An 18,397-nucleotide genomic window follows, 5' to 3' on the forward strand; every position below is an offset into this window, starting at 1 on the left:
GAACTCTGCAGCCAGACAGATCCACCTTCGAAACACAGGTTCTCTCTGTCGCAGCTCAAGACAAAACTGCAGGATTACTCCATGGCACGACTGCACTGGATCGACGAAACCGCAGGCAGCTATCAATGGAGCGGCACTCCGGAAGAATGGGAAGAACGGGCACTGCTGCTGGAACCGCTCATCCGCAAACAAACCCCCGGACATATTTACCTGACCGATTCCGCAGCAGATGTCGCTGACATTGTCGTCTCCCGTGGGGAATACCCCGACCTGATCAATGCATAAACGACAGCACCACAAATCCAGTAAAGTACACCAGCAGCATCAGCACGCTTTCAAAACCGATATTACCAGGGCCATGTTTCTGACGGTAGATCAACCCCGAAAGCAGAATCACATTCAATAACAGCGTGATCGTCGTCAGCAGGATTTCCCGCGTCCCCACACCGGGCGCGTGATATAATGAACCGCTGAGAAAAGCGAAATCTGCAGCCGCAATAAACAGCACATCAAAGAAATTACCGCCGACCACATCGCTCACCGCCAGCGTCAGCGCGCCCCGCTTCACCGCTGCCAGGCAGGTTACCAGTTCTGGAAGCGACGTCGCTCCCGCCATCAACAGACCGCCGATAATCGGCGCGGACAGATCGGTCTTATCCTGAATATTCCCCGCCGCTTCCGCGACCAGGCTGCCGCTCACCAGCGTGAGCAGTCCCATGACGACCAGACCAGTCCAGAGCAGCCACAATCGCTCGTTTTGTGAACCGGGGGCCGGCTGGTCCAGCACCGTCTCCGAAGTATGCCGCGGATGCCACATCGGCTGCTCGCTCACGCGGTAGCTCAGCCAGAATGCCATCCCTGCTCCCGCCAGCAGCAACAGCGTCGCCGGATGCACCGACCCGACCACCACATCCGGACTTCCCAGCCCCAGCAGTACAATCGAGATCAGCAGGATCAGCATGATCGTCTGCATCATCGTCGTCGCCGAGGCAGCCGCGTGCTCCAGGTTCGCCTTGCGATGCATCACGTCCGCGAATGCCAGCACCGTGGTCTGGAAGGCGATGCCCCCCATGGCGTTACTCAACGCCAGCACGGCGTGTCCCTGCAAAGCTGCCGTTACAGAAGCCGCCAGGCCCGGCAGTGCCGTGATCAGCCCCAGCATGATCGTTCCGGTGATCGCTTCTCCCAGTCCGGTTCGATCCGCCAGCCGATCCGCATATTCCGCCAGCTTCACTCCCGAGACCCCAATCACCAGCGCAGCCAGTAGAAAGACGGTGACATCGCCCCAGAGTGGCAGGTTTAAGTCGATCATGGTCGTGAGATTCTGTTGGGGTCGTCGTCAGTATCGGGTTTTAAGCGGACCGCTCTTACACGCTACTCATTGTTGTACCGGCTGCCATCTGTGATCGCAACACCTCGTACCTATCACATTATTTTCCCTTTACGAGAGTATTACCTTACAGGGGAGGTCGCTTCTGACTCTTCAACATCGCTCTCAGTCTCGTCAGCAGCGTTGCTGTTCGAGCGATGATCTGCTGTGACTCCCCAGGCTTTCAGTTTCCTCTGTAAGGTCCGCACCGAAACCCCCAGGGAACGGGCCGATCGGGTCCGATTCCCCTGGTAGCGTTTCAGCGTCTGCTCGATTGCCGTCCGTTCCAGGTCTTCCAGGCTGGTTCCGGCCGGGATCTCAATCTCTTCTGATGCTGACTCTTCTGCATCCATCTTCTGTGGCAATGCTGACAGCGAGACGAATTCATCGTGAGACGATACCCGCATGCGTTCCAGGCAGCAGGCCACTTCAGAGGGCCGACAGTATGAAATCTGACAGAACTCCAGTTCTGAAATCCACCTTGTAACATCAGAATCCCGTTTAAGACGCCCAATCACAAGCATGAGTTGATCGTTTGACATATGTGTTCTCCCCGTTGAATCAACCTTTGTTGCAGGGAGAGAATTCGCAAAGCCCATGCCAGTAAAATCCCGCGGAGTTCCGCGATTCTCAACAGTTCGACCGCCATTTTCAGGCAGCTCAGCGATCAGCCTGCGGGCTCAGCGACCATTCATTGAGACAATCTGACTGGAATTCCGGCTTAACTGAGGCAAATTGACGGCTTTCCTCGCCACTTGAAACAAACCAGCCGGAATCTAGCCGCTTGGCATTCCAGTTGCGGCTTCTTCAGTTGAACCATCAATCGATCATTCAGAAGGGAGGCAGAGTATGCATGGAACATCCGCTGACAAACCCGTAATCCTGATCACTGGTGCCGCCGGGCTGATCGGTTCACGTCTGGTTGAGACTTTTTCAGATCAGTACCAGGTTATTGCTTTCGACATCAAACCACTGCCGGAAGAACAGCAGTCAGCAGACTGGATCGCCTGTGACCTGACTGACGATGCATCCGTTTCCAGAGCCCTGTCCGAAGTCAAAGCAAAACATGGAAACCTGATCGCCAGCGTGATCCATCTGGCTGCTTACTATGACTTTTCCGGCGAATCCAGCCCGCTGTATCAGGATCTGACCGTGGCGGGAACCCGGCGTATGCTGCAGGGGCTGCAGGACTTCAACGTCGAACAGTTCATCTTCTCCAGTTCCCTGCTGGTGCAGCAGTCCGTCGAAAATGGTCAGGCAATCCAGGCTTCCTCTCCCGTCAATGCGGAATGGGACTATCCCCAGTCCAAACTGGAAGCGGAAGCCACCATTAAACAATATGCAGGATCCATTCCGACCGTCATTCTGCGTCTGGCCGGTGTCTATGACGAAGACTGTCACTCCATCCCCATCGCCCAGCAGATCTCCCGGATTTATCAGAAACAGCTGGAAAGCTACTTCTTCCCCGGCGACAAGACCTGCGGGCAGGCGTTCCTGCACCTGGATGATCTGGTCAGCTGTTTCGCAGCGGTCGTCAGACATCGGGGTCGGCTTCCGAAGCGCAGCCTGTTCGTGATTGGTGAAGAAGACGTGATGAGTTACGAAGAACTCCAGGAAAAAATCGGGCTCTACCTGCACGGTGATCAGTGGCCCGCCATCCGTATCCCTAAAACTGCTGCCAAGGCAGGTGCCTGGGTCAAGGATCGGCTCTCCAACGGAGAAGGAGCCCCCTTCATTAAACCCTGGATGATCGACCTGGCCGATCAGAACTATCCGGTCAGCGTGGAACGAGCCCGGGAACAACTCGGCTGGGACCCCCGGCATCGCCTCCGCGAGACACTGCCCGACATGATCGATGAACTTCAGGACAATCCCGAGCAGTGGTACGCTGAGAATGGCCTGCCGGTCCCCGACGATCTGCTGCAGCCGGAATCGACGGGAGCCCGCAAATGAGCCAGGCCACACTCAAAGGATTTCCCGCGGAACAGGCCGACCTCGAAGTCGCCGTTCCCCCCTTCGATTATAACCCGTCCGCCTGGCGTCAACGGGTCCCGATCTGCATTCTGGCCTGCATCGCCTTTCTGATGGCGACCCACATGGCCCTGTTTCAATGGCAACTGATTGAGGCGCCCTGGGACCCCGTGTTCGGCGAACAGACGCGGAATGTCCTCACGTCCGATGTGGCGCTGAGAATGCACCACTGGTTCGGCGTACCGGATGCCGCGCTCGGTGCATTAGCCTATCTGGGGGATGCGATCTTCGGCCTTGCGGGATCCACCCGCCGCTGGCAGTACCGTCCCTGGCTGGTGATTCTGTTCGGCATCGATGTCATCCCACTGGGCATCGTCAGCGCAATACTTGTCGTCTGCCAGGCCACGATCGTCGGAAACTGGTGTTTCCTCTGTCTGATCACCGCGGTCATCTCGCTGATACTGATCGTGATGGCTTACGACGAAGTCTATGCCTCACTCAAGCTGCTATACCGCGTCTGGCAGCGGACGCATGACCGGCAGATTCTCTGGAAGGTGCTCTGGGGCCGCCCCACGGAAATCGCGGACGAAGTCGCCAGCGAAATGGTACACACAACGTAAATTGTTTTCAGGAGAGTATGGATGTGGTCGCGCGTGGTTGAATTTATGCTGGGGTGCTGGCTGGCGATCAGTCCCTTCGTCTTCACTCCGGGAGAACAGGGACCCGAATCGCCGCTGATCATCTGGCTCTGTGCCATACTGGTCATCGTGTTTGGCCTGGCCTCGTACTGGAATCCCCTGCGGCATCTGCACCTGGCCAATGTCCTCGTGGCACTGGCAATGATCGGTTACGGGCGTTTTGCGGTATCAGCCCCCGTCCCCCCTGCATTGCAGAACCTGATTTTAACCGGACTGCTGCTGCTCATGTTTGCCCTGGTGCCCAACCGTGCCAGCCAGCCTCCACGCTGCTGGTATGAAAAATCACCCGGCTAAGGATCAATAATATCGAGGAACTAGAAATATGTAATTTCACAACGTTCATTCCCAAGCTGGCCGGTTGATGTGTCTATCAGCCAGGCCCATAGCGCCCGCCGGAATCAAGGAGTCTCCCATGTCTGCAAATCTTGCTCAAAAGCTCATCCACTCCCATCTGGTCGAAGGCGAAATGGAACCGGGACAGGAAATCGGTCTCAAAATTGATCAGACACTCACTCAGGATGCCACCGGCACCCTGGTCATGCTCGAACTGGAAGCAATGCAGCTCGACCACGTACACACTGAAGTTTCCGTGCAGTACGTCGATCACAATCTGCTGCAGGAAGACTTTAAAAATCCCGACGACCACCTCTTCCTGCAAAGTGCCTGCGAATGCTTCGGGCTCTGGTTCAGTCGCCCCGGTAACGGCGTCAGTCACCCGCTGCACCAGGAACACTTCGGCATTCCGGGCAAAACCCTGGTCGGTTCGGACAGTCACAGCTGTTCTGCCGGCGCCCTGGGCATGCTGGCGATCGGGGCGGGTGGCCTGGAAGTCGCCATGGCGATGGCCGGCTTTCCCTTTTACCTCAAAATGCCTGAGATCTGGGGCATCAAACTCACCGGCTCACTGCCGGACTGGGTCAGTGCGAAAGATGTGATTCTGGAAATGCTCCGGCGGCACGATGTCAAAGGGGGCGTGAACCGGATCATTGAATATCATGGCCCCGGCCTCAAGGAGCTCAGCGCCATGGACCGCCACGTGATCGCCAACATGGGAGCCGAACTCGGAGCCACCGCGACCGTCTTCCCCGCTGACGAAGAAGTCCAGCGTTTCCTGCGTGCCCAGGGACGCGAAGAGGACTTTACCGAACTGGCCGCTGATGCAGACGCGAACTACGACCTCGAGGATGAAATTGATCTCAGCACTTTGGAGCCGCTGATCGCCCTCCCGTCCAGTCCAGGCAATGTGCACAAACTCAGTGAGGTCGCCGGCGAACCGATCTACCAGGCGTACGTCGGCTCTTCTGCCAATCCCGGTTACCGCGACTTCGCGATGGCAGCCGAGATCGTCAAAGGCCGCCACGTCCATCCGCGCGTCTCGTTCGACATCAATCCCAGTTCACGGCAGATCCTGATGTCCCTCGTCAATCAGGGTGCTCTGGGCGCATTAATCCAGTCCGGCGCTCGCATTCACCAGGCCGGCTGCAACGGCTGCATCGGCATGGGACAGGCTCCCGCCACCGACAAACTCAGCCTCCGCACCGTGCCCCGCAACTTCCCTGGCCGCAGTGGGACTCGTGAAGATAAAGTCTGCCTGGTCAGTCCCGAAACCGCAGCCGCTTCGGCACTGTCTGGCTGTATCACCGACCCTCGCACACTGGAGATGCCCTGCCCCCGGATTACGGTTCCCGAAGTCGTCACCACACGCGAAGACCTCTTTCAACCGCCTCCGGAAACGGATGATCCGACGCAGTTCGAACTCCGTAAAGGTCCGAACATCAAGTCGATCCCCGACTTTGAAGCACTGCCGGACGAACTGGAAGTACCTGTGCTGCTGAAAATGCAAGACAACATCTCCACGGACGAAATACTCCCCGCGGGGGCCCGGGTGCTCCCTTATCGCAGTAACATTCCCGCCATCAGTCAGTTCGCCTTCGAACAAATCGACCCGAATTACACTGATCACGCCCTGGACATCCGCGAGGCAGGCGGACACGCAATTCTGGCCGGTGAAAACTATGGGCAGGGCTCCAGCCGCGAACATGCGGCGCTCGCGCCTCGTTATCTCGGACTGCGAGTGGCGATCGCCAAGAGCTTCGCCCGTATCCACTGGCAGAACCTGGTCAACTTCGGCGTCCTGCCCCTCACTTTTGAAAACCCGGAGGACTACGAAGAACTTGACCAGGATGTCCTGCTACACATCGAATCACTGCGGCACCAGGTCGCGGAATTGCCCACCGTGGAAGTCCAGTTCAATACCCATAAAACAATCACCGCCCGGCACGGACTCTCAGAGCGTCAGCGGGAGATCCTGCTGGCAGGCGGGCTGATCAACTGGGCCCGCTCCACCAGACAGAAACAGGCCTGATTCGAGATACTTGAGAACACATCGTTGTAATCCGAGACTGCTCAACAACCAGACAGACTTTTGAGACCGCAACCTGCCAGCCCATGAACCGCGACAGCCTGTCACAACTGCTGCGACAGACTGTCTTGGTCAACTCATCAGGCCCGAGATGAATTCATCACAGGCATAAATAGAACTCAAAAAAACGGGGATCCGCGTGAATCACGCCTCCCATGCATAGTTCAGCAAAATCAATACCGACGTGGTATGCGTTTTGCACTCTTTTCACACTGCTTCCACTAATGATTTTGAATCAAAAAGGAGGACGATCATGCAAACGATCTCAACCACAGAATTGCGAGGAAAAATGCAGCGCAACGAAAAAGGAATTCTGGTCAACACCCTGACCCAGGATGAATTTGAGAAAGCGCACATTCCCAACTCACTCAATATCCCCGAACAGCAGGACGATTTCGTCTCACAGGTGGAACAGGCGGCTGGCAGCAAGGAGCTGCCTGTCATTGTGTATTGTGCCAGCCAGGAATGCGGTTCTTCGGAACAGGCTGCTCAAAAGCTGGAACAGGCAGGATTTTCGAACGTCTATGACTACGAAGGGGGAGCGAAGTCATGGAGTGAAGCCGGCGAGCAGCTCGTTGCAGGTGCGTAACAGCGAGTGATGTCACTTGAGTCGGATGCGATTTTTCACATGCCATCGTTAACGATCGCATCCTGAATCACTCGCATTACGTTTTCCCGCTGACCGATGGAAGTGTTTCCTGCCAATTCACATTTCCATCGGTCAGTCTATTTTCAGAAAGATCAGGTAAAACTATGAATCAGCAAGAACAGAAACAACAGGACCGCCAGCAGTCTATCAGGACGCTGCGCGAACTGATCGGAGATATTCAGACCTGCATGCTGACGACCCACTCGGCGGAAGCCGGTCTTAGAAGTCGTCCGATGATCACAGCCCGGCACGAATTCGATGGTGAGCTCTGGCTGTTCACACACGCCGACGACCCCAAGGTCAATGAAATCCACCAGAATCCGGTCGTCAACGTGGTCTTCGCCGAACCGAAAGATGATCGGTACATCTCGATCTCCGGTCACGCACAGCTCGTCCGGGATCAGCAGAAAGCCGAACTGCTCTGGACCGAGGGACTGGATGAGTGGTTTCCGACCGGTCCCAGTGATCCCAACCTGGTGCTGATCAGCGTCCACGTCAATGAAGCAGAATACTGGGATGCGAACGTGAAACATTTCTCCGATGCGGTGCAAGCATTGTTCTTCAGCTCGACAGCCCCCAGACATGACAAACTGGAATGGTCACAAACAGAATCTTAAGCCTGCTTGAGTTGAAGTTAAAAAGCCCCGGTAAGCTGAAACACATGCTCGCCGGGGCTTTTTGATTCTTAAAATGGTTAATTGCTTATTTTGAGTTATGCAGACTGTCGACATCCACCAGATCCGACTCCCGCGTCTTCTGGCTCTGCTCGGCAACGACTGCTTTTTCATACTCCAGCAGTTGTTCGAACAGTTCCTGCACATGCGGGGCCGACGAACCATTGGCCAGAGATTCATACAACCGGATCAGGGCCTGGCGAAACCGGACGTTGACATCGGTCAGCTCATCCAGTGACATGTCCCGCCGGACATTGATCGAATTGAGCTCTTCGCGGACTTCCTCATCCGGGATGTACTGCAACCAGGTATCCAGTACTCCCTCTGCCACCCGTTTCTCATAGCCGGACAGCGCGGCCTGCCAGTGCAGCTCATGTGCGCGTAACTTCTGCGACAACCACGCGACAGATTCGGAATGCGACTCCACTTCCACCTGTTCCAGCGCGTAGCGCATGTTTTTGTGGAATGACTCCACAAGTTTTAAAATATCTTCTACTTTGCGAAAAGGCATGATCGGTTCTCCTTAAAAATGGACCAGCCAACTGATGGTGCAATTCATATGCCACCCCAGACAGGCCTGTTTTCTCGAGTTAAGGCAAATTCGGAAGTAGATTTTCCAAAGAACCGGTCGCTGAGAGCGCAGTCTGAAAGCTGAACAGGCAGCAGAAATCCGATCATGAAGAATTCCCCGAGAAACTGAGAAAAAAAGTACAGCCCCGATGTCATCCGGTCCCTGGCTGTTGCAAAATAAATAAAAGAACGTGAAAAAGTCCCTGCCCGGTTCAACGAGTCTCAAACAGGAACTGCAACAGTATGCCGGCTGAGCTCACAGACAATGCGATACGTGTACTTGAAGCGCGTTACCTGTTGCGCGACGATCAGGGAACGCTGAGCGAAACTCCCGACCAGCTCTTCCGTCGCGTCGCCCGGGCCATCGCTGCTGCCGAACAGAAATATGCAGACGCTTCTTCCGTCGAACACTATACAGAACAGTTTTATCAACTACTCTCGAATCTCGAATTCCTGCCGAATTCCCCCACACTGATGAATGCGGGAACCGGTCTGGGACAACTCAGCGCCTGCTTCGTGCTCCCCGTAGAAGACAGCATGGCGGACATCTTCGATTCCCTCAAACTGATGGCCCTGATTCAACAGGCGGGCGGCGGAACCGGTTTCTCCTTCTCCCGTCTCCGCCCCAAAGGGGATCTCGTCACAACCACCGGCGGCCAGGCCTCGGGACCTGTCTCCTTTATGCACATCTTCGACTGTGCCACCGAACACATCCGCCAGGGGGGCAAACGCCGTGGTGCCAACATGGGCGTGCTGCGAATCGATCACCCCGATATCCGGGACTTTATCAACGCCAAACGGGATGGCGTCAGCTTTCAGAATTTCAACCTCTCGGTCTCTGTCAGTGATGTCTGGATGCAGGCAGCACAACAGGATCAGACCTGCCCGCTGATCCATCCCCTCACCGGACAGGCGGTCGCACAGGTTTCCGCCCGGGAATTACTGCACAGCATCGCGGAAGCGGCTTGGCAGACCGGCGACCCGGGCATGATCTTCAACGATGCGATCAACCGCGCCAATCCGACGCCCCGCTCTGGACCGATCGAAGCCACCAATCCCTGCGGCGAAGTTCCACTGCTCCCCTACGAAGCCTGCAACCTGGGCTCGATCAACGTCAGCCGCATGGTGCGACAGACATCCGACGGCTATGCCATCGACTGGCAGAAACTCGCCCGTACCACTCAACTGGCACTCCGGTTTCTCGACAACGTAATCGAAGTCTCCCGCTGGCCCGACCCGCGCATCGCCCGCACAGTGGAAAGTAACCGCAAAGTCGGACTGGGCATCATGGGTTTTGCCGAACTGCTGATCCTGCTCGAAATCCCCTACGGTTCCGCGGAATCGATCCGCCTGGCGGAAGAACTGATGGCATCCATCGCGCAGGAAGCCCGGACCGCTTCTGAACAGCTCGCAGAGCAGCGCGGCCCCTTCTCCAACTGGAGTGACAGCATCGAAGCGAACAGTGGACCACCACTGCGCAACGCCACGCGCACTTCCATCGCCCCCACTGGCACGATCGGGATCATTGCCGGTACCTCGGCCGGCATCGAACCGTTGTTTGCACTGGCCTACCGCAGAGAACATGTGCTGGGGGAACAGACGCTGGTCGAAATCAACCCGCTGCTCCTGCGAAATGCACAGCGGTACGGCCTGGAACCTGAGATACTGCAAACGCATCTCGCCCAACAGGGAACGCTAGAGTCACTTCCCCAGGTTCCTGAAACCGTGCGGGCGATCTTTCGCACTGCCTTGGAAATTCCACCCGAGGAGCATCTGCAGATCCAGGCAGCCTTTCAGAGACACGTGGAGAACGCGGTTTCCAAAACGGTCAACTTGCCCGAATCAGCAACAGTGGAAACGATCTCCAGGATTTATCACCGCGCCTGGGAACTGGGCCTGAAAGGAGTCACCGTCTATCGCTACGGCAGTAAAGCACAACAGGTCCTGTATCTCGGAACCACAGAGACACCCGCCCAACACGAGCACTTCGCCCGCTGTGATCCGCATGACTGCCGGCTCTGAGCCGCGCATAAAAAAAGCTGCTGCCCTTTCCGGCACCAGCCAATCAGCTCCATAAGCGTGCGAATCGCAGTTCCCCGTTTGCAGGATGCCTCAGTCCAACGACGTCGGCCCACTTATCGCGAAGTTCGCCCTCGATTATGGAGCTGCCTTCTTATCTTTACCGCATGCACTAGAAGCCTGCCTCCTTTCTCACACTTTCATACTGCGAGGCGGATGACGAGCCCAAACCCCGCAACCCTTTCGGATCCTCATGATCCCTTTTTTCCTTCCATACTTATTACGAAATATTGCTAATTTGAGAGAGAAAATTCCACGATTTTTTCTGAAATTTCAGGAGTGGGATTTCGCGTTTTTCCGTACCGCTGGCCGGCATTCAGGTTAGCAGAAATCGACCGAAATCGGCCCCTCTGACCGGGGATTTTTTGATCTCACTGAAATCCCCCTGCGTTTTTAAAACCAACAGCGACGCGAGTCAGATTCCTGACTACAACGGTTGTTGAAAACCAGACAGATCAAAACAACCTATCTTCAATATTGACAGTTACTTGTAGAAACTGAAACAGTTAAGAATTGCTTTTTAATCACGATCGGCATGGACTCGATCAAAGGAGCAGACATGAGCGACGAAAGATTCAAAGCCAGACTTCTTTTGCTGAAATTTGGTATCACCGGACTCTTTGTGGGGGGATTATTCCTGATTATTTTCGGGTATATCGTCTACTCGCAATTTCGCATCGATGTTCCCGCCAGACATTTTGCCGTCCTGACCAAAAAGACCGGCATCGATCTGACCAACGATCAGGAAATTTCCCCCGATCTCAAACTGCAGGATGCCGTCCACAAAGGGCTGCAGCGGGAGGTCCTCCCGGAAGGACGCTACTTTTACAACTGCTACACCTGGGACTGGGAAATTTATCCCATGGTCGAAATCCCCGCCGACTCGATGGGGGTCCGCATCCGGCTCTACGGCGAAGATCTGCCCCCGGGCGACTTCATGTCGACCAGTGAAAAGCATAAGGGGATTATCCAGGAAGTGCTCAAGCCGGGCCGTTATGCAATCAACGCCCTGGTCATCGATCGGAACACCAAAAAACCGGTGGGGCCTGACCGCTCCAAAAACGACTACATCGAGATCATCGAACTCTGGGAACCCAAAGTGATCCCCGCGGGTTACAAGGGCATCGTCACTAACCTGGCTGGCCCCATGCCCGAGGATCCCAATCAGCTGCTCGTCGAAACCAATCACCGTGGTCCGCAGAAGGAGACCCTGGATGAAGGAACGTACTATCTGAATCCCTACACGATTCGCATCAATGCTATCGACACCCGTTCGCTGCGGTTCGACCTCTCCCAGGGGGGCGTAATGATGTTCCCCAGTAAGGACGGCTTCCCGATTACCCTCGACTTCACCGGTATCTGGGGCCTGATGCCCGACCAGGCCGCCCACGCGGTCCGTACCTTCGGGAACGTGGATCAGGTGGAAAAGAAAGTCGTTCTCCCGCAGATCGAATCGATCTGCCGTAACAATGGTTCGGAATACAAGGCGGTGCAACTCCTGGTCGGCAGTGATCGGGAAGTCTACCAGAAAACCTGCCTCGAACAGTTTCACAGCGTCCTGGACGACAAGGAGATCACCCTGCTCTACGGCCTGGTGCGGCATGTCTACATTCCCAAGCAGGTCCGCGAGCCGATTCAGATGGCGTTCATCGCCGATGAATTGAAGCTCACCCGCGAGGAAGAACAGACCACCGCGAAGGAAGAAGGCCGCCTCCGCGAAGCGGAAAACAAAGTCGAGCTGGCCACCGACACCGTTGACGCCGACACGGAAAAACAGGTCGAGGAAGCCAAAGCGGGCGGTAACCGCGAAGCAGCCAGGATCGAAGCGGAAACGGAAAAACTGGTCGCCGCCATCGATAAGGAGACCGAAGAACTCAAAGCCCAGGCTGTCACCATCCTGGGGGAAGCCACAAACGAAGGGAAGAAGATGGTCGAAGAAGCCAAGGCGGATCGCTTCCGTCTGGCCGTTGATGCCTTCGGCTCCCCCCAGGCGTATAACAACTGGTTCTTTGCCACGAATCTGCCCGAAGATGTCGAACTCAACTTCCTCTACGCCGGTGAGGGGACGCTCTGGACCGACATGAACAAGGCCGGCGGTGGATTCGGCGTCCGCGGTGTCATTCCGCTGAAATCGGGTGATACAACCCAACAACAGAATCGAACGAGCCGTTAAACTCAGATCCCTGGAAACAGGCGGGCGATATCCGATGTGAAATCGTTCCGCCTGTTTTCTATTTATCAGGCAGTTCCACGACTGCCTGCTCCTCCCTGTTCTTTTCCCGCAGCAGCCACTCTCCCTTCCCGTTTCTGGACGCAGCGCAGCCGACAGGGTAAACTAAAGCGTATGTCGGCAGCGACTTAATTCTCTTCGTCCATTGAGAAATGACAGGTGCTCTCATGTCACAACTTCCCTGGAAGCCCATTCGAATCCATAACCTGGAACAGCAGATTGACCAGGCTTTTGATGACCTGCTGCACGGACAGTGGGGCATCTGTGGCCCCACCGGAAGCTGGCAGCCAGAAATCGATATCTACGAAACTCCGGACAGCTATTTCGTGGAAGCCGACATCCCCGGCGTACCCACGGATGAAATTCATATCGAAGTCACCGAGCATTCCCTGAGCATTTCCGGCTGGCGTCAGTCGGGTTGTGTGGAGAAATCAGCCCAGGGCGTTTGCATTGAACGTCGTAAAGGCAGCTTTTTCCGTCGCTTCCCACTCGAACACGCCGTCGATCCCCACCGGGTCGAACGGGAAAACAAAGCGGGCACACTCACTCTGAGAATCCCCAAACAGAAAATGAAACCGCAACCATAATCTCTGACTGATCAGGTGAGGAATGCATGACAGACAGTCCACAGTACCGCGCGCTCAGCGCTGACGAAGTCACACTCGATATCAATCCCAAATCATTTGGATTCAAAACTACAAAAGAACTGGAACCACTGGCCGATATCGTTGGTCAGCCCCGCGCCCTGCGTGCCCTGGATCTGGGCACGGGCATCAGGCACCCCAACTATCACATCTACATTTCCGGACTGGTCGGCACCGGACGGACGGAACTGATCACCCACGCCCTCCGGCAGCGCGTGCTCGACGATTCGATTCCCGACGACTGGGTCTATCTGAATAACTTCGACGAACCCGATGCCCCTCTCGCGATCAACCTGACCGCCGGCCAGGGGATCCTGCTGCGTCAGGAAATGGAAAACCTGATCGAACAGCTGCAGGAACTGCTGCCCAAAGCATTCAAGGAAGAAGACTTCGGCAAAGAAAAAGAGAAACTGCGTCAGGTCTACCGCAAACGGGGCGATGAAGTCTTCGACAAACTGCAGAAGCTGGCCGGTGAGCACGGCATGACCGTCCAGCAGATGCCCGATGGACAGATTATATTCATCCCGCTCAAAGACGGTCGCCCCATGACCCAGCAGGAAATTGAGCAGCTCACCCCCGAACAGATGCAGGAAATCGAAAGCCATCAGGATGCACTTGTCGAAATGGCTGGTCGCGTCCTGCAGGAACAGCGGGAAATCCAGCGCCAGTTGTCCACGGACGTCCGCGAAGTCGCCCGCAAATTCGCCACGCAGATCATCGAACCAATGGTGACAGACCTGCAGAAAAAGTTCGACTCTCCCAAACTGAATGACTGGTTCCCCCGCTTCAAACAACATGTCATCGAACATCTGAACCTGTTCCGCGATATTTCCGACATGCCGCCGCAGATGGCCCAGATGCTGATGGGCGAAGGGGGACTGGATCCGGCGCAGCGTTTCCTCGAATATCGCGTCAACGTGGTCGTCGATAACAGCCAACTCAAAGAACCGCCGATCATTGTTGAGGATGCGCCCAACTACCGCAATTTGTTCGGCACCATTGAGCGGGTCGTCGATCGCGCCGGTCGCGTGATCACCAATTTCACCCGCATCAAGTCGGGCAGCCTGCACAAAGCCAATGGCGGTTACCTGGTCATCAACCTGATGGATGCCCTGGTCGAACCGTTTGTCTGGAAAGAACTCAAACGGACGCTCAAAAGCCGCTCCCTGGAAATTCAGATCCAGGATCAGTTCTCGATGTTTACTGTTTCCGCACTGCAGCCGGAACCGATTCCCCTTAACATCCGACTGGTCGCCATTGGTGAGCCGCTGATCTATTACCTGCTCTATCTGCACGATGAAGACTTCCGCGAAATCTTCCGCGTCAAAGCCGACTTTGATACGGAAATCAACCGCAACGGTGAAACTGGCCAGATTTACGGCATGCTCGTCCGCCAGTTGAGTGATAAAGAGAAGCTGCTCCCTTTTGACGCAGGTGCGGTCGCAGAACTGGTCCGCGTTGGTTCGCGGCTGGCCAGCGACAAGAAAAAAGTCACATCCATCTTCAGCCACGTCGCCGATGTCGCCCGTGAAGCCGGCTTCTGGGCGGAACAGGATAAACAGAAAGTGGTCAAAGCCCAATATGTCCAACAGGCCGTCCAGGAACAGATCTACCGCTCCGATCTGCTTGCCGAACGAATCCGCGAACTGATCTCCGATGGGACTCTGCTCTTTCAACTGGAAGGTTCCGAAACCAGTCAGGTCAACGGGCTCGCGGTTGTCGATCTGGGTGATTATGCCTTCGGCCGACCTTCCCGTCTGACCGCCAGCGTCGGCGTAGGCACTGCGGGAATCATCAACATCGAACGGGAAAGCCGCCTGAGTGGCAACACCTTCGACAAAAGTATGCTGATCCTCGAAGGACTCTTACGAAATCTGTACGCCTCCGAACAGGCGCTGACACTCTCCGCCAGCATCGCCATGGAACAGAGTTACGGCGGCATCGACGGCGACAGCGCTTCAGTCGCCGAGTTGCTCTGCCTGCTGAGCGCCATCTCTGAAGTGCCGCTCCGCCAGGATCTCGCTGTTACCGGGTCAGTCAATCAGTGGGGTGAAGTCCAGGCAATTGGCGGCGTCAATGAAAAGGTCGAAGGTTTCTTCGATGTCTGTCGGGCCCACGGCCTCACCGGCACACAGGGTGTCTGCATTCCGGAATCGAACGTGCAGAACCTGGTCCTGCGGGCCGATGTCATCGAAGCCATCCGGGAGGGACAGTTTCACATCTACGCTGTCTCCGATGTGAACCAGGCCATCGAACTCTTTACGGGCATGCCCGCCGGTGACATTTCGGATTCCAAGAGCTTCCACGGCAAGGTCATCGATCGACTCTCGGAAATCGCCGACCTCCTGCTGGAACAGAAAATGACCGACACCGGACGACTGCTCTGGATCCCAGGCACGCCCCTGGACTTGCCCTCCGATCCCCGTCCCCCACTGCCGGGGAACTGATCATGAACGGGTCTGCCAGCGCAGAACGGACCATCGTCGCCCTGGGCGGGAATGCGTTTGCCGCTCCCGATGTCCCCTTGACCATGGAGCATCAGTTCGAATTCGCCTCGAAATTATTTCAATCAATGACGCCCCTGCTGGCAGATCAGCGAGAATTGATCATCACGCACGGCAACGGCCCCCAGGTGGGACAGATGCTGATCCGCGCCGAACAGGCCCGTAAAGCTGCCTACCCCCTGTCACTGGATGTCTGCGTCGCTGAATCGCAGGGGGAGTTGGGCTACGTCATCAGTCAAAGTCTGCAGAACCGGTTCAGTGAACTGGGAATCACACGATCCATCGCTCCCCTGCTCACCCGGGTGGTCGTCACCGCAGACGATCCCGCGTTCCACAATCCCACCAAGCCGGTCGGCCCCTGGTATGCTGCTGAGCAAATCGACGAAATCCGCCAGCGCGGTTACCCGCTGATCGAAGTACCGGGGAAGGGATTTCGCCGCGTGGTCGCCTCGCCGCGGCCCCGTGAGATCCTGGAGGTGGACAGCATCAATGCTCTGCTGGAATCGGGTGCGGTCGTGATCGCCGCCGGTGGTGGAGGCACTCCCGTTACACGCCAGTCCGGTCACCTACAGGGAATCGAAGCGGTCATCGACAAAGACCTCACCTCCGCCTTACTGGGCATATTAACCGACGCCCGACTGCTGTTGATTCTGACCGACGTTCCCTGCGCCTATCAGGATTTCAACACACCACAACAAGCGCCCCTGGGACACCTCGACATCACAGCTGCCCGTGAACTGCTTGAGCAGGAACATTTCGCAGAAGGCAGCATGAAACCCAAAATCGAAGCGGCCATCCAATTTTCCAACCGGCCGGGAACCCGTACCATCATCTGTAATCGAGAAGTCCTGGATCAGGCCCTCTCCGGCCAGGCAGGGACGATCATCGAACTCAGCAGTGAATCAACATCATGAGCGCTCAATATCAATGTCTCATCGCCGGTGCCGCCGGTCGCGATTTTCACAACTTCCAGACCTTCTTCCGCCAACACCCCGAATTCCACGTCTGTGGTTTTACGGCCACACAGATTCCCTTTATCGAATCCCGCAGTTACCCCCAGTCGCTCGCCGGCCCTGATTATGACGCCGATATCCCCATCTTCCCGGAAGCCCAGCTCCCCGAGTTGATCAAACGCTTCCACATTGATTTCGTCTTTCTGGCCTACAGCGATCTCGCTTACGACACGGTCATGCACACCGCTTCCCTGGTGCAGGCCTCTGGTGCCAGCTTTGTGCTGCTCGGACCGGAACAGACACAGCTCACTTCCCAGAGGCCGGTGATCGCCGTCACTGCAGTCCGGACCGGTGCAGGAAAAAGTCCCCTCACCCGCTGGATCGCCAGTCATCTGGCCGCAGCCGGACACACCCCCGGTACGATTCGCCATCCCATGCCCTACGGCAATCTCGAACAACAACGCTGCCAGCACTTCGCCACAGAGGCCGATCTTGAACGCTATGAATGCACCATTGAAGAGCGAGAAGAATATCAGCCTTACCTCGAACGGGGCCTCTCCATTTACGCCGGCGTCGATTACGAACTGATTCTCCGCACCGCCGAGAAAGACTCCGACGTCATCCTCTGGGATGGCGGCAATAACGATTTCTCATTCATCAAACCCGATCTGCTGATCACTGTCGCTGATGCCCTCCGCCCGGGACACGAAGTCCGCTACTATCCCGGCGAAACCAATCTGCGGATGGCAGACGTGGTTGTGATCAATAAAGTCTCCGCAGCTACGGACGCCGATCGAGCACTGATCCGGGAGCATGTCAGTCAGCTCAATCCCGATGCGACAGTGATCGAAGCTGACCTGGAGCTGGTGGTCGACGATCCCGATCAGATTACAGGACGACGCGTCCTGGTCATCGAAGACGGACCGACACTCCTGCACGGGGGCATGGCTACCGGCGCCGGTTATGCCGCCGCCCGGAAGTTTGGGGCCACAGACTTTCTCGACCCGCGAAATTTTGCCAAAGGGACTATCGCTGCCGCGTACCAGAAATATCCGCACATGGGTCCCATCCTCCCCGCACTCGGTTACTCAGAACAACAGCGACAGGAATTGAGTGAAACAATCAATGGCTCCGGTGCTGAGCTGATCATCGACGCCACCCCCGCGGGACTCACTCACGTTGTACAGACCTCACTCCCCATTGTTCGCGTCCGCTATGAGTTTCAGCAGCGTACCGGCACTCCCCTGGAACAGATCATCCAGAACGTTCTCAAGCAGTAAATCACTGATCCCGCTCTCCTCTCTGAACCGTCATCGAATCATAAATTCAGAGCAGAACCTGACTAGAAAATAAGCAGTCTGACTTCCCTGCTGCGCTGCAGCCCCATTCCCACCTGAAACAGGCCTCTCAAAACGAGAGACAATCAACAAATCCTTTAACCGTCTGATATAAAATACTTTAAGGCCCCTATTACTGCACCGCGTACAGATCAGGAATCTTACATATGATCGACAAAATCAGTCTCTCAGTGCGTTCGACCGACAAAAATTAACTTTATTTTTTAACAATCATTAAATATGGCACCCGCTTTGCTTATTCTTCCGGAGAGTGAAATTTTCCCGCCTCATTTTCTT

At 55.9% G+C, this 18,397-nt stretch carries 16 protein-coding genes; 13 read left to right on the top strand and 3 right to left on the bottom strand.

Annotated features, from left to right (window positions below; all coding sequences use genetic code 11):
- A partial coding sequence (locus Enr10x_RS20090) for a hypothetical protein (RefSeq protein WP_232093068.1) occupies nt 1–285 on the top strand: 285 nt, incomplete at its 5' end.
- On the opposite strand, the gene Enr10x_RS20095 is transcribed toward Enr10x_RS20090, so the two are convergent.
- Nucleotides 275–1,312 (bottom strand): sodium:calcium antiporter, encoded by a 1,038-nt coding sequence (locus tag Enr10x_RS20095; RefSeq protein ID WP_145451150.1) that lies wholly within the window; start codon nt 1,310–1,312, stop codon nt 275–277. The two genes, Enr10x_RS20090 and Enr10x_RS20095, sit on opposite strands and share 11 nt — an antisense overlap.
- Before the next feature lie 140 nt (nt 1,313–1,452).
- Nucleotides 1,453–1,911: a helix-turn-helix domain-containing protein gene (locus Enr10x_RS20100; protein ID WP_197997303.1), complete on the bottom strand. Its 459-nt coding sequence runs from the start codon at nt 1,909–1,911 to the stop codon at nt 1,453–1,455.
- A gap of 307 nt (nt 1,912–2,218) precedes the next feature.
- Here Enr10x_RS20100 and Enr10x_RS20105 point away from each other — a divergent pair, with 307 nt between their 5' ends.
- The 6 genes from Enr10x_RS20105 to Enr10x_RS20130 all read left to right on the top strand — a co-directional run bounded on the left by Enr10x_RS20105 (nt 2,219) and on the right by Enr10x_RS20130 (nt 7,726).
- Complete coding sequence (locus Enr10x_RS20105; protein WP_145451152.1) at nt 2,219–3,322, top strand: NAD-dependent epimerase/dehydratase family protein; 1,104 nt, start codon at nt 2,219–2,221, stop codon at nt 3,320–3,322.
- Entirely contained in the window at nt 3,319–3,960 is a 642-nt protein-coding gene (locus Enr10x_RS20110) for a vitamin K epoxide reductase family protein (RefSeq protein WP_145451153.1), read from the top strand. The genes Enr10x_RS20105 and Enr10x_RS20110 overlap by 4 nt, the downstream gene beginning before the upstream one ends.
- Before the next feature lie 21 nt (nt 3,961–3,981).
- A complete protein-coding gene (locus Enr10x_RS20115) occupies nt 3,982–4,332 on the top strand; it encodes an SPW repeat domain-containing protein (RefSeq protein WP_145451154.1) in 351 nt (116 codons plus the stop codon).
- A gap of 118 nt (nt 4,333–4,450) precedes the next feature.
- Entirely contained in the window at nt 4,451–6,403 is a 1,953-nt protein-coding gene (locus Enr10x_RS20120; protein ID WP_145451155.1) for an aconitate hydratase, read from the top strand.
- Nucleotides 6,404–6,713: 310 nt separating this feature from the next.
- Complete coding sequence (locus tag Enr10x_RS20125; protein ID WP_145451156.1) at nt 6,714–7,049, top strand: rhodanese-like domain-containing protein; 336 nt, start codon at nt 6,714–6,716, stop codon at nt 7,047–7,049.
- 164 nt (nt 7,050–7,213) lie between these two features.
- Nucleotides 7,214–7,726 carry a pyridoxamine 5'-phosphate oxidase family protein gene (locus Enr10x_RS20130; protein ID WP_145451157.1) on the top strand — a complete coding sequence of 171 codons (513 nt, stop codon included), beginning with the start codon at nt 7,214–7,216 and terminating at the stop codon, nt 7,724–7,726.
- An 85-nt stretch (nt 7,727–7,811) separates the two neighbouring features.
- Here Enr10x_RS20130 and Enr10x_RS20135 read toward each other — a convergent pair whose 3' ends face one another.
- On the bottom strand, nt 7,812–8,294 hold the full coding sequence (locus Enr10x_RS20135; RefSeq protein ID WP_145451158.1) for a hypothetical protein: 483 nt from the start codon (nt 8,292–8,294) through the stop codon (nt 7,812–7,814).
- Between the two features lie 302 nt (nt 8,295–8,596).
- Between Enr10x_RS20135 and Enr10x_RS20140 the strand changes: the two genes are divergently transcribed.
- From Enr10x_RS20140 to Enr10x_RS20165, 6 genes are all read left to right on the top strand, one after another.
- A complete protein-coding gene (locus Enr10x_RS20140; protein WP_145451159.1) occupies nt 8,597–10,375 on the top strand; it encodes an adenosylcobalamin-dependent ribonucleoside-diphosphate reductase in 1,779 nt (592 codons plus the stop codon).
- Between the two features lie 616 nt (nt 10,376–10,991).
- Nucleotides 10,992–12,605: an SPFH domain-containing protein gene (locus tag Enr10x_RS20145; RefSeq protein ID WP_197997304.1), complete on the top strand. Its 1,614-nt coding sequence runs from the start codon at nt 10,992–10,994 to the stop codon at nt 12,603–12,605.
- Between the two features lie 224 nt (nt 12,606–12,829).
- Complete coding sequence (locus Enr10x_RS20150) at nt 12,830–13,249, top strand: Hsp20/alpha crystallin family protein (protein WP_197997305.1); 420 nt, start codon at nt 12,830–12,832, stop codon at nt 13,247–13,249.
- Between the two features lie 26 nt (nt 13,250–13,275).
- Nucleotides 13,276–15,753, top strand: coding sequence for a Lon protease family protein (locus tag Enr10x_RS20155; protein ID WP_145451162.1), 2,478 nt, complete (start codon nt 13,276–13,278; stop codon nt 15,751–15,753).
- A gap of 2 nt (nt 15,754–15,755) precedes the next feature.
- Nucleotides 15,756–16,724 (top strand): carbamate kinase, encoded by a 969-nt coding sequence (locus Enr10x_RS20160; protein WP_145451163.1) that lies wholly within the window; start codon nt 15,756–15,758, stop codon nt 16,722–16,724.
- Nucleotides 16,721–18,043: a cyclic 2,3-diphosphoglycerate synthase gene (locus tag Enr10x_RS20165; RefSeq protein WP_145451164.1), complete on the top strand. Its 1,323-nt coding sequence runs from the start codon at nt 16,721–16,723 to the stop codon at nt 18,041–18,043. Before Enr10x_RS20160 ends, Enr10x_RS20165 begins: the two co-directional genes overlap by 4 nt.
- Nucleotides 18,044–18,397 lie beyond the last annotated feature (354 nt).

The sequence above is a fragment of the Gimesia panareensis genome (genome assembly GCF_007748155.1).
GTDB classification, from domain to species: domain Bacteria; phylum Planctomycetota; class Planctomycetia; order Planctomycetales; family Planctomycetaceae; genus Gimesia; species Gimesia panareensis.

What these genes read in the sequence shown, in the direction of transcription:
- Enr10x_RS20095 (WP_145451150.1), bottom strand. Translation starts at nt 1,312, where the DNA reads ATGATCGACTTAAACCTGCCACTCTGGGGCGATGTCACCGTCTTTCTA.
- Enr10x_RS20100 (WP_197997303.1), bottom strand. Translation starts at nt 1,911, where the DNA reads ATGTCAAACGATCAACTCATGCTTGTGATTGGGCGTCTTAAACGGGAT.
- Enr10x_RS20105 (WP_145451152.1), top strand. Translation starts at nt 2,219, where the DNA reads ATGCATGGAACATCCGCTGACAAACCCGTAATCCTGATCACTGGTGCC.
- Enr10x_RS20110 (WP_145451153.1), top strand. Translation starts at nt 3,319, where the DNA reads ATGAGCCAGGCCACACTCAAAGGATTTCCCGCGGAACAGGCCGACCTC.
- Enr10x_RS20115 (WP_145451154.1), top strand. Translation starts at nt 3,982, where the DNA reads ATGTGGTCGCGCGTGGTTGAATTTATGCTGGGGTGCTGGCTGGCGATC.
- Enr10x_RS20120 (WP_145451155.1), top strand. Translation starts at nt 4,451, where the DNA reads ATGTCTGCAAATCTTGCTCAAAAGCTCATCCACTCCCATCTGGTCGAA.
- Enr10x_RS20125 (WP_145451156.1), top strand. Translation starts at nt 6,714, where the DNA reads ATGCAAACGATCTCAACCACAGAATTGCGAGGAAAAATGCAGCGCAAC.
- Enr10x_RS20130 (WP_145451157.1), top strand. Translation starts at nt 7,214, where the DNA reads ATGAATCAGCAAGAACAGAAACAACAGGACCGCCAGCAGTCTATCAGG.
- Enr10x_RS20135 (WP_145451158.1), bottom strand. Translation starts at nt 8,294, where the DNA reads ATGCCTTTTCGCAAAGTAGAAGATATTTTAAAACTTGTGGAGTCATTC.
- Enr10x_RS20140 (WP_145451159.1), top strand. Translation starts at nt 8,597, where the DNA reads ATGCCGGCTGAGCTCACAGACAATGCGATACGTGTACTTGAAGCGCGT.
- Enr10x_RS20145 (WP_197997304.1), top strand. Translation starts at nt 10,992, where the DNA reads ATGAGCGACGAAAGATTCAAAGCCAGACTTCTTTTGCTGAAATTTGGT.
- Enr10x_RS20150 (WP_197997305.1), top strand. Translation starts at nt 12,830, where the DNA reads ATGTCACAACTTCCCTGGAAGCCCATTCGAATCCATAACCTGGAACAG.
- Enr10x_RS20155 (WP_145451162.1), top strand. Translation starts at nt 13,276, where the DNA reads ATGACAGACAGTCCACAGTACCGCGCGCTCAGCGCTGACGAAGTCACA.
- Enr10x_RS20160 (WP_145451163.1), top strand. Translation starts at nt 15,756, where the DNA reads ATGAACGGGTCTGCCAGCGCAGAACGGACCATCGTCGCCCTGGGCGGG.
- Enr10x_RS20165 (WP_145451164.1), top strand. Translation starts at nt 16,721, where the DNA reads ATGAGCGCTCAATATCAATGTCTCATCGCCGGTGCCGCCGGTCGCGAT.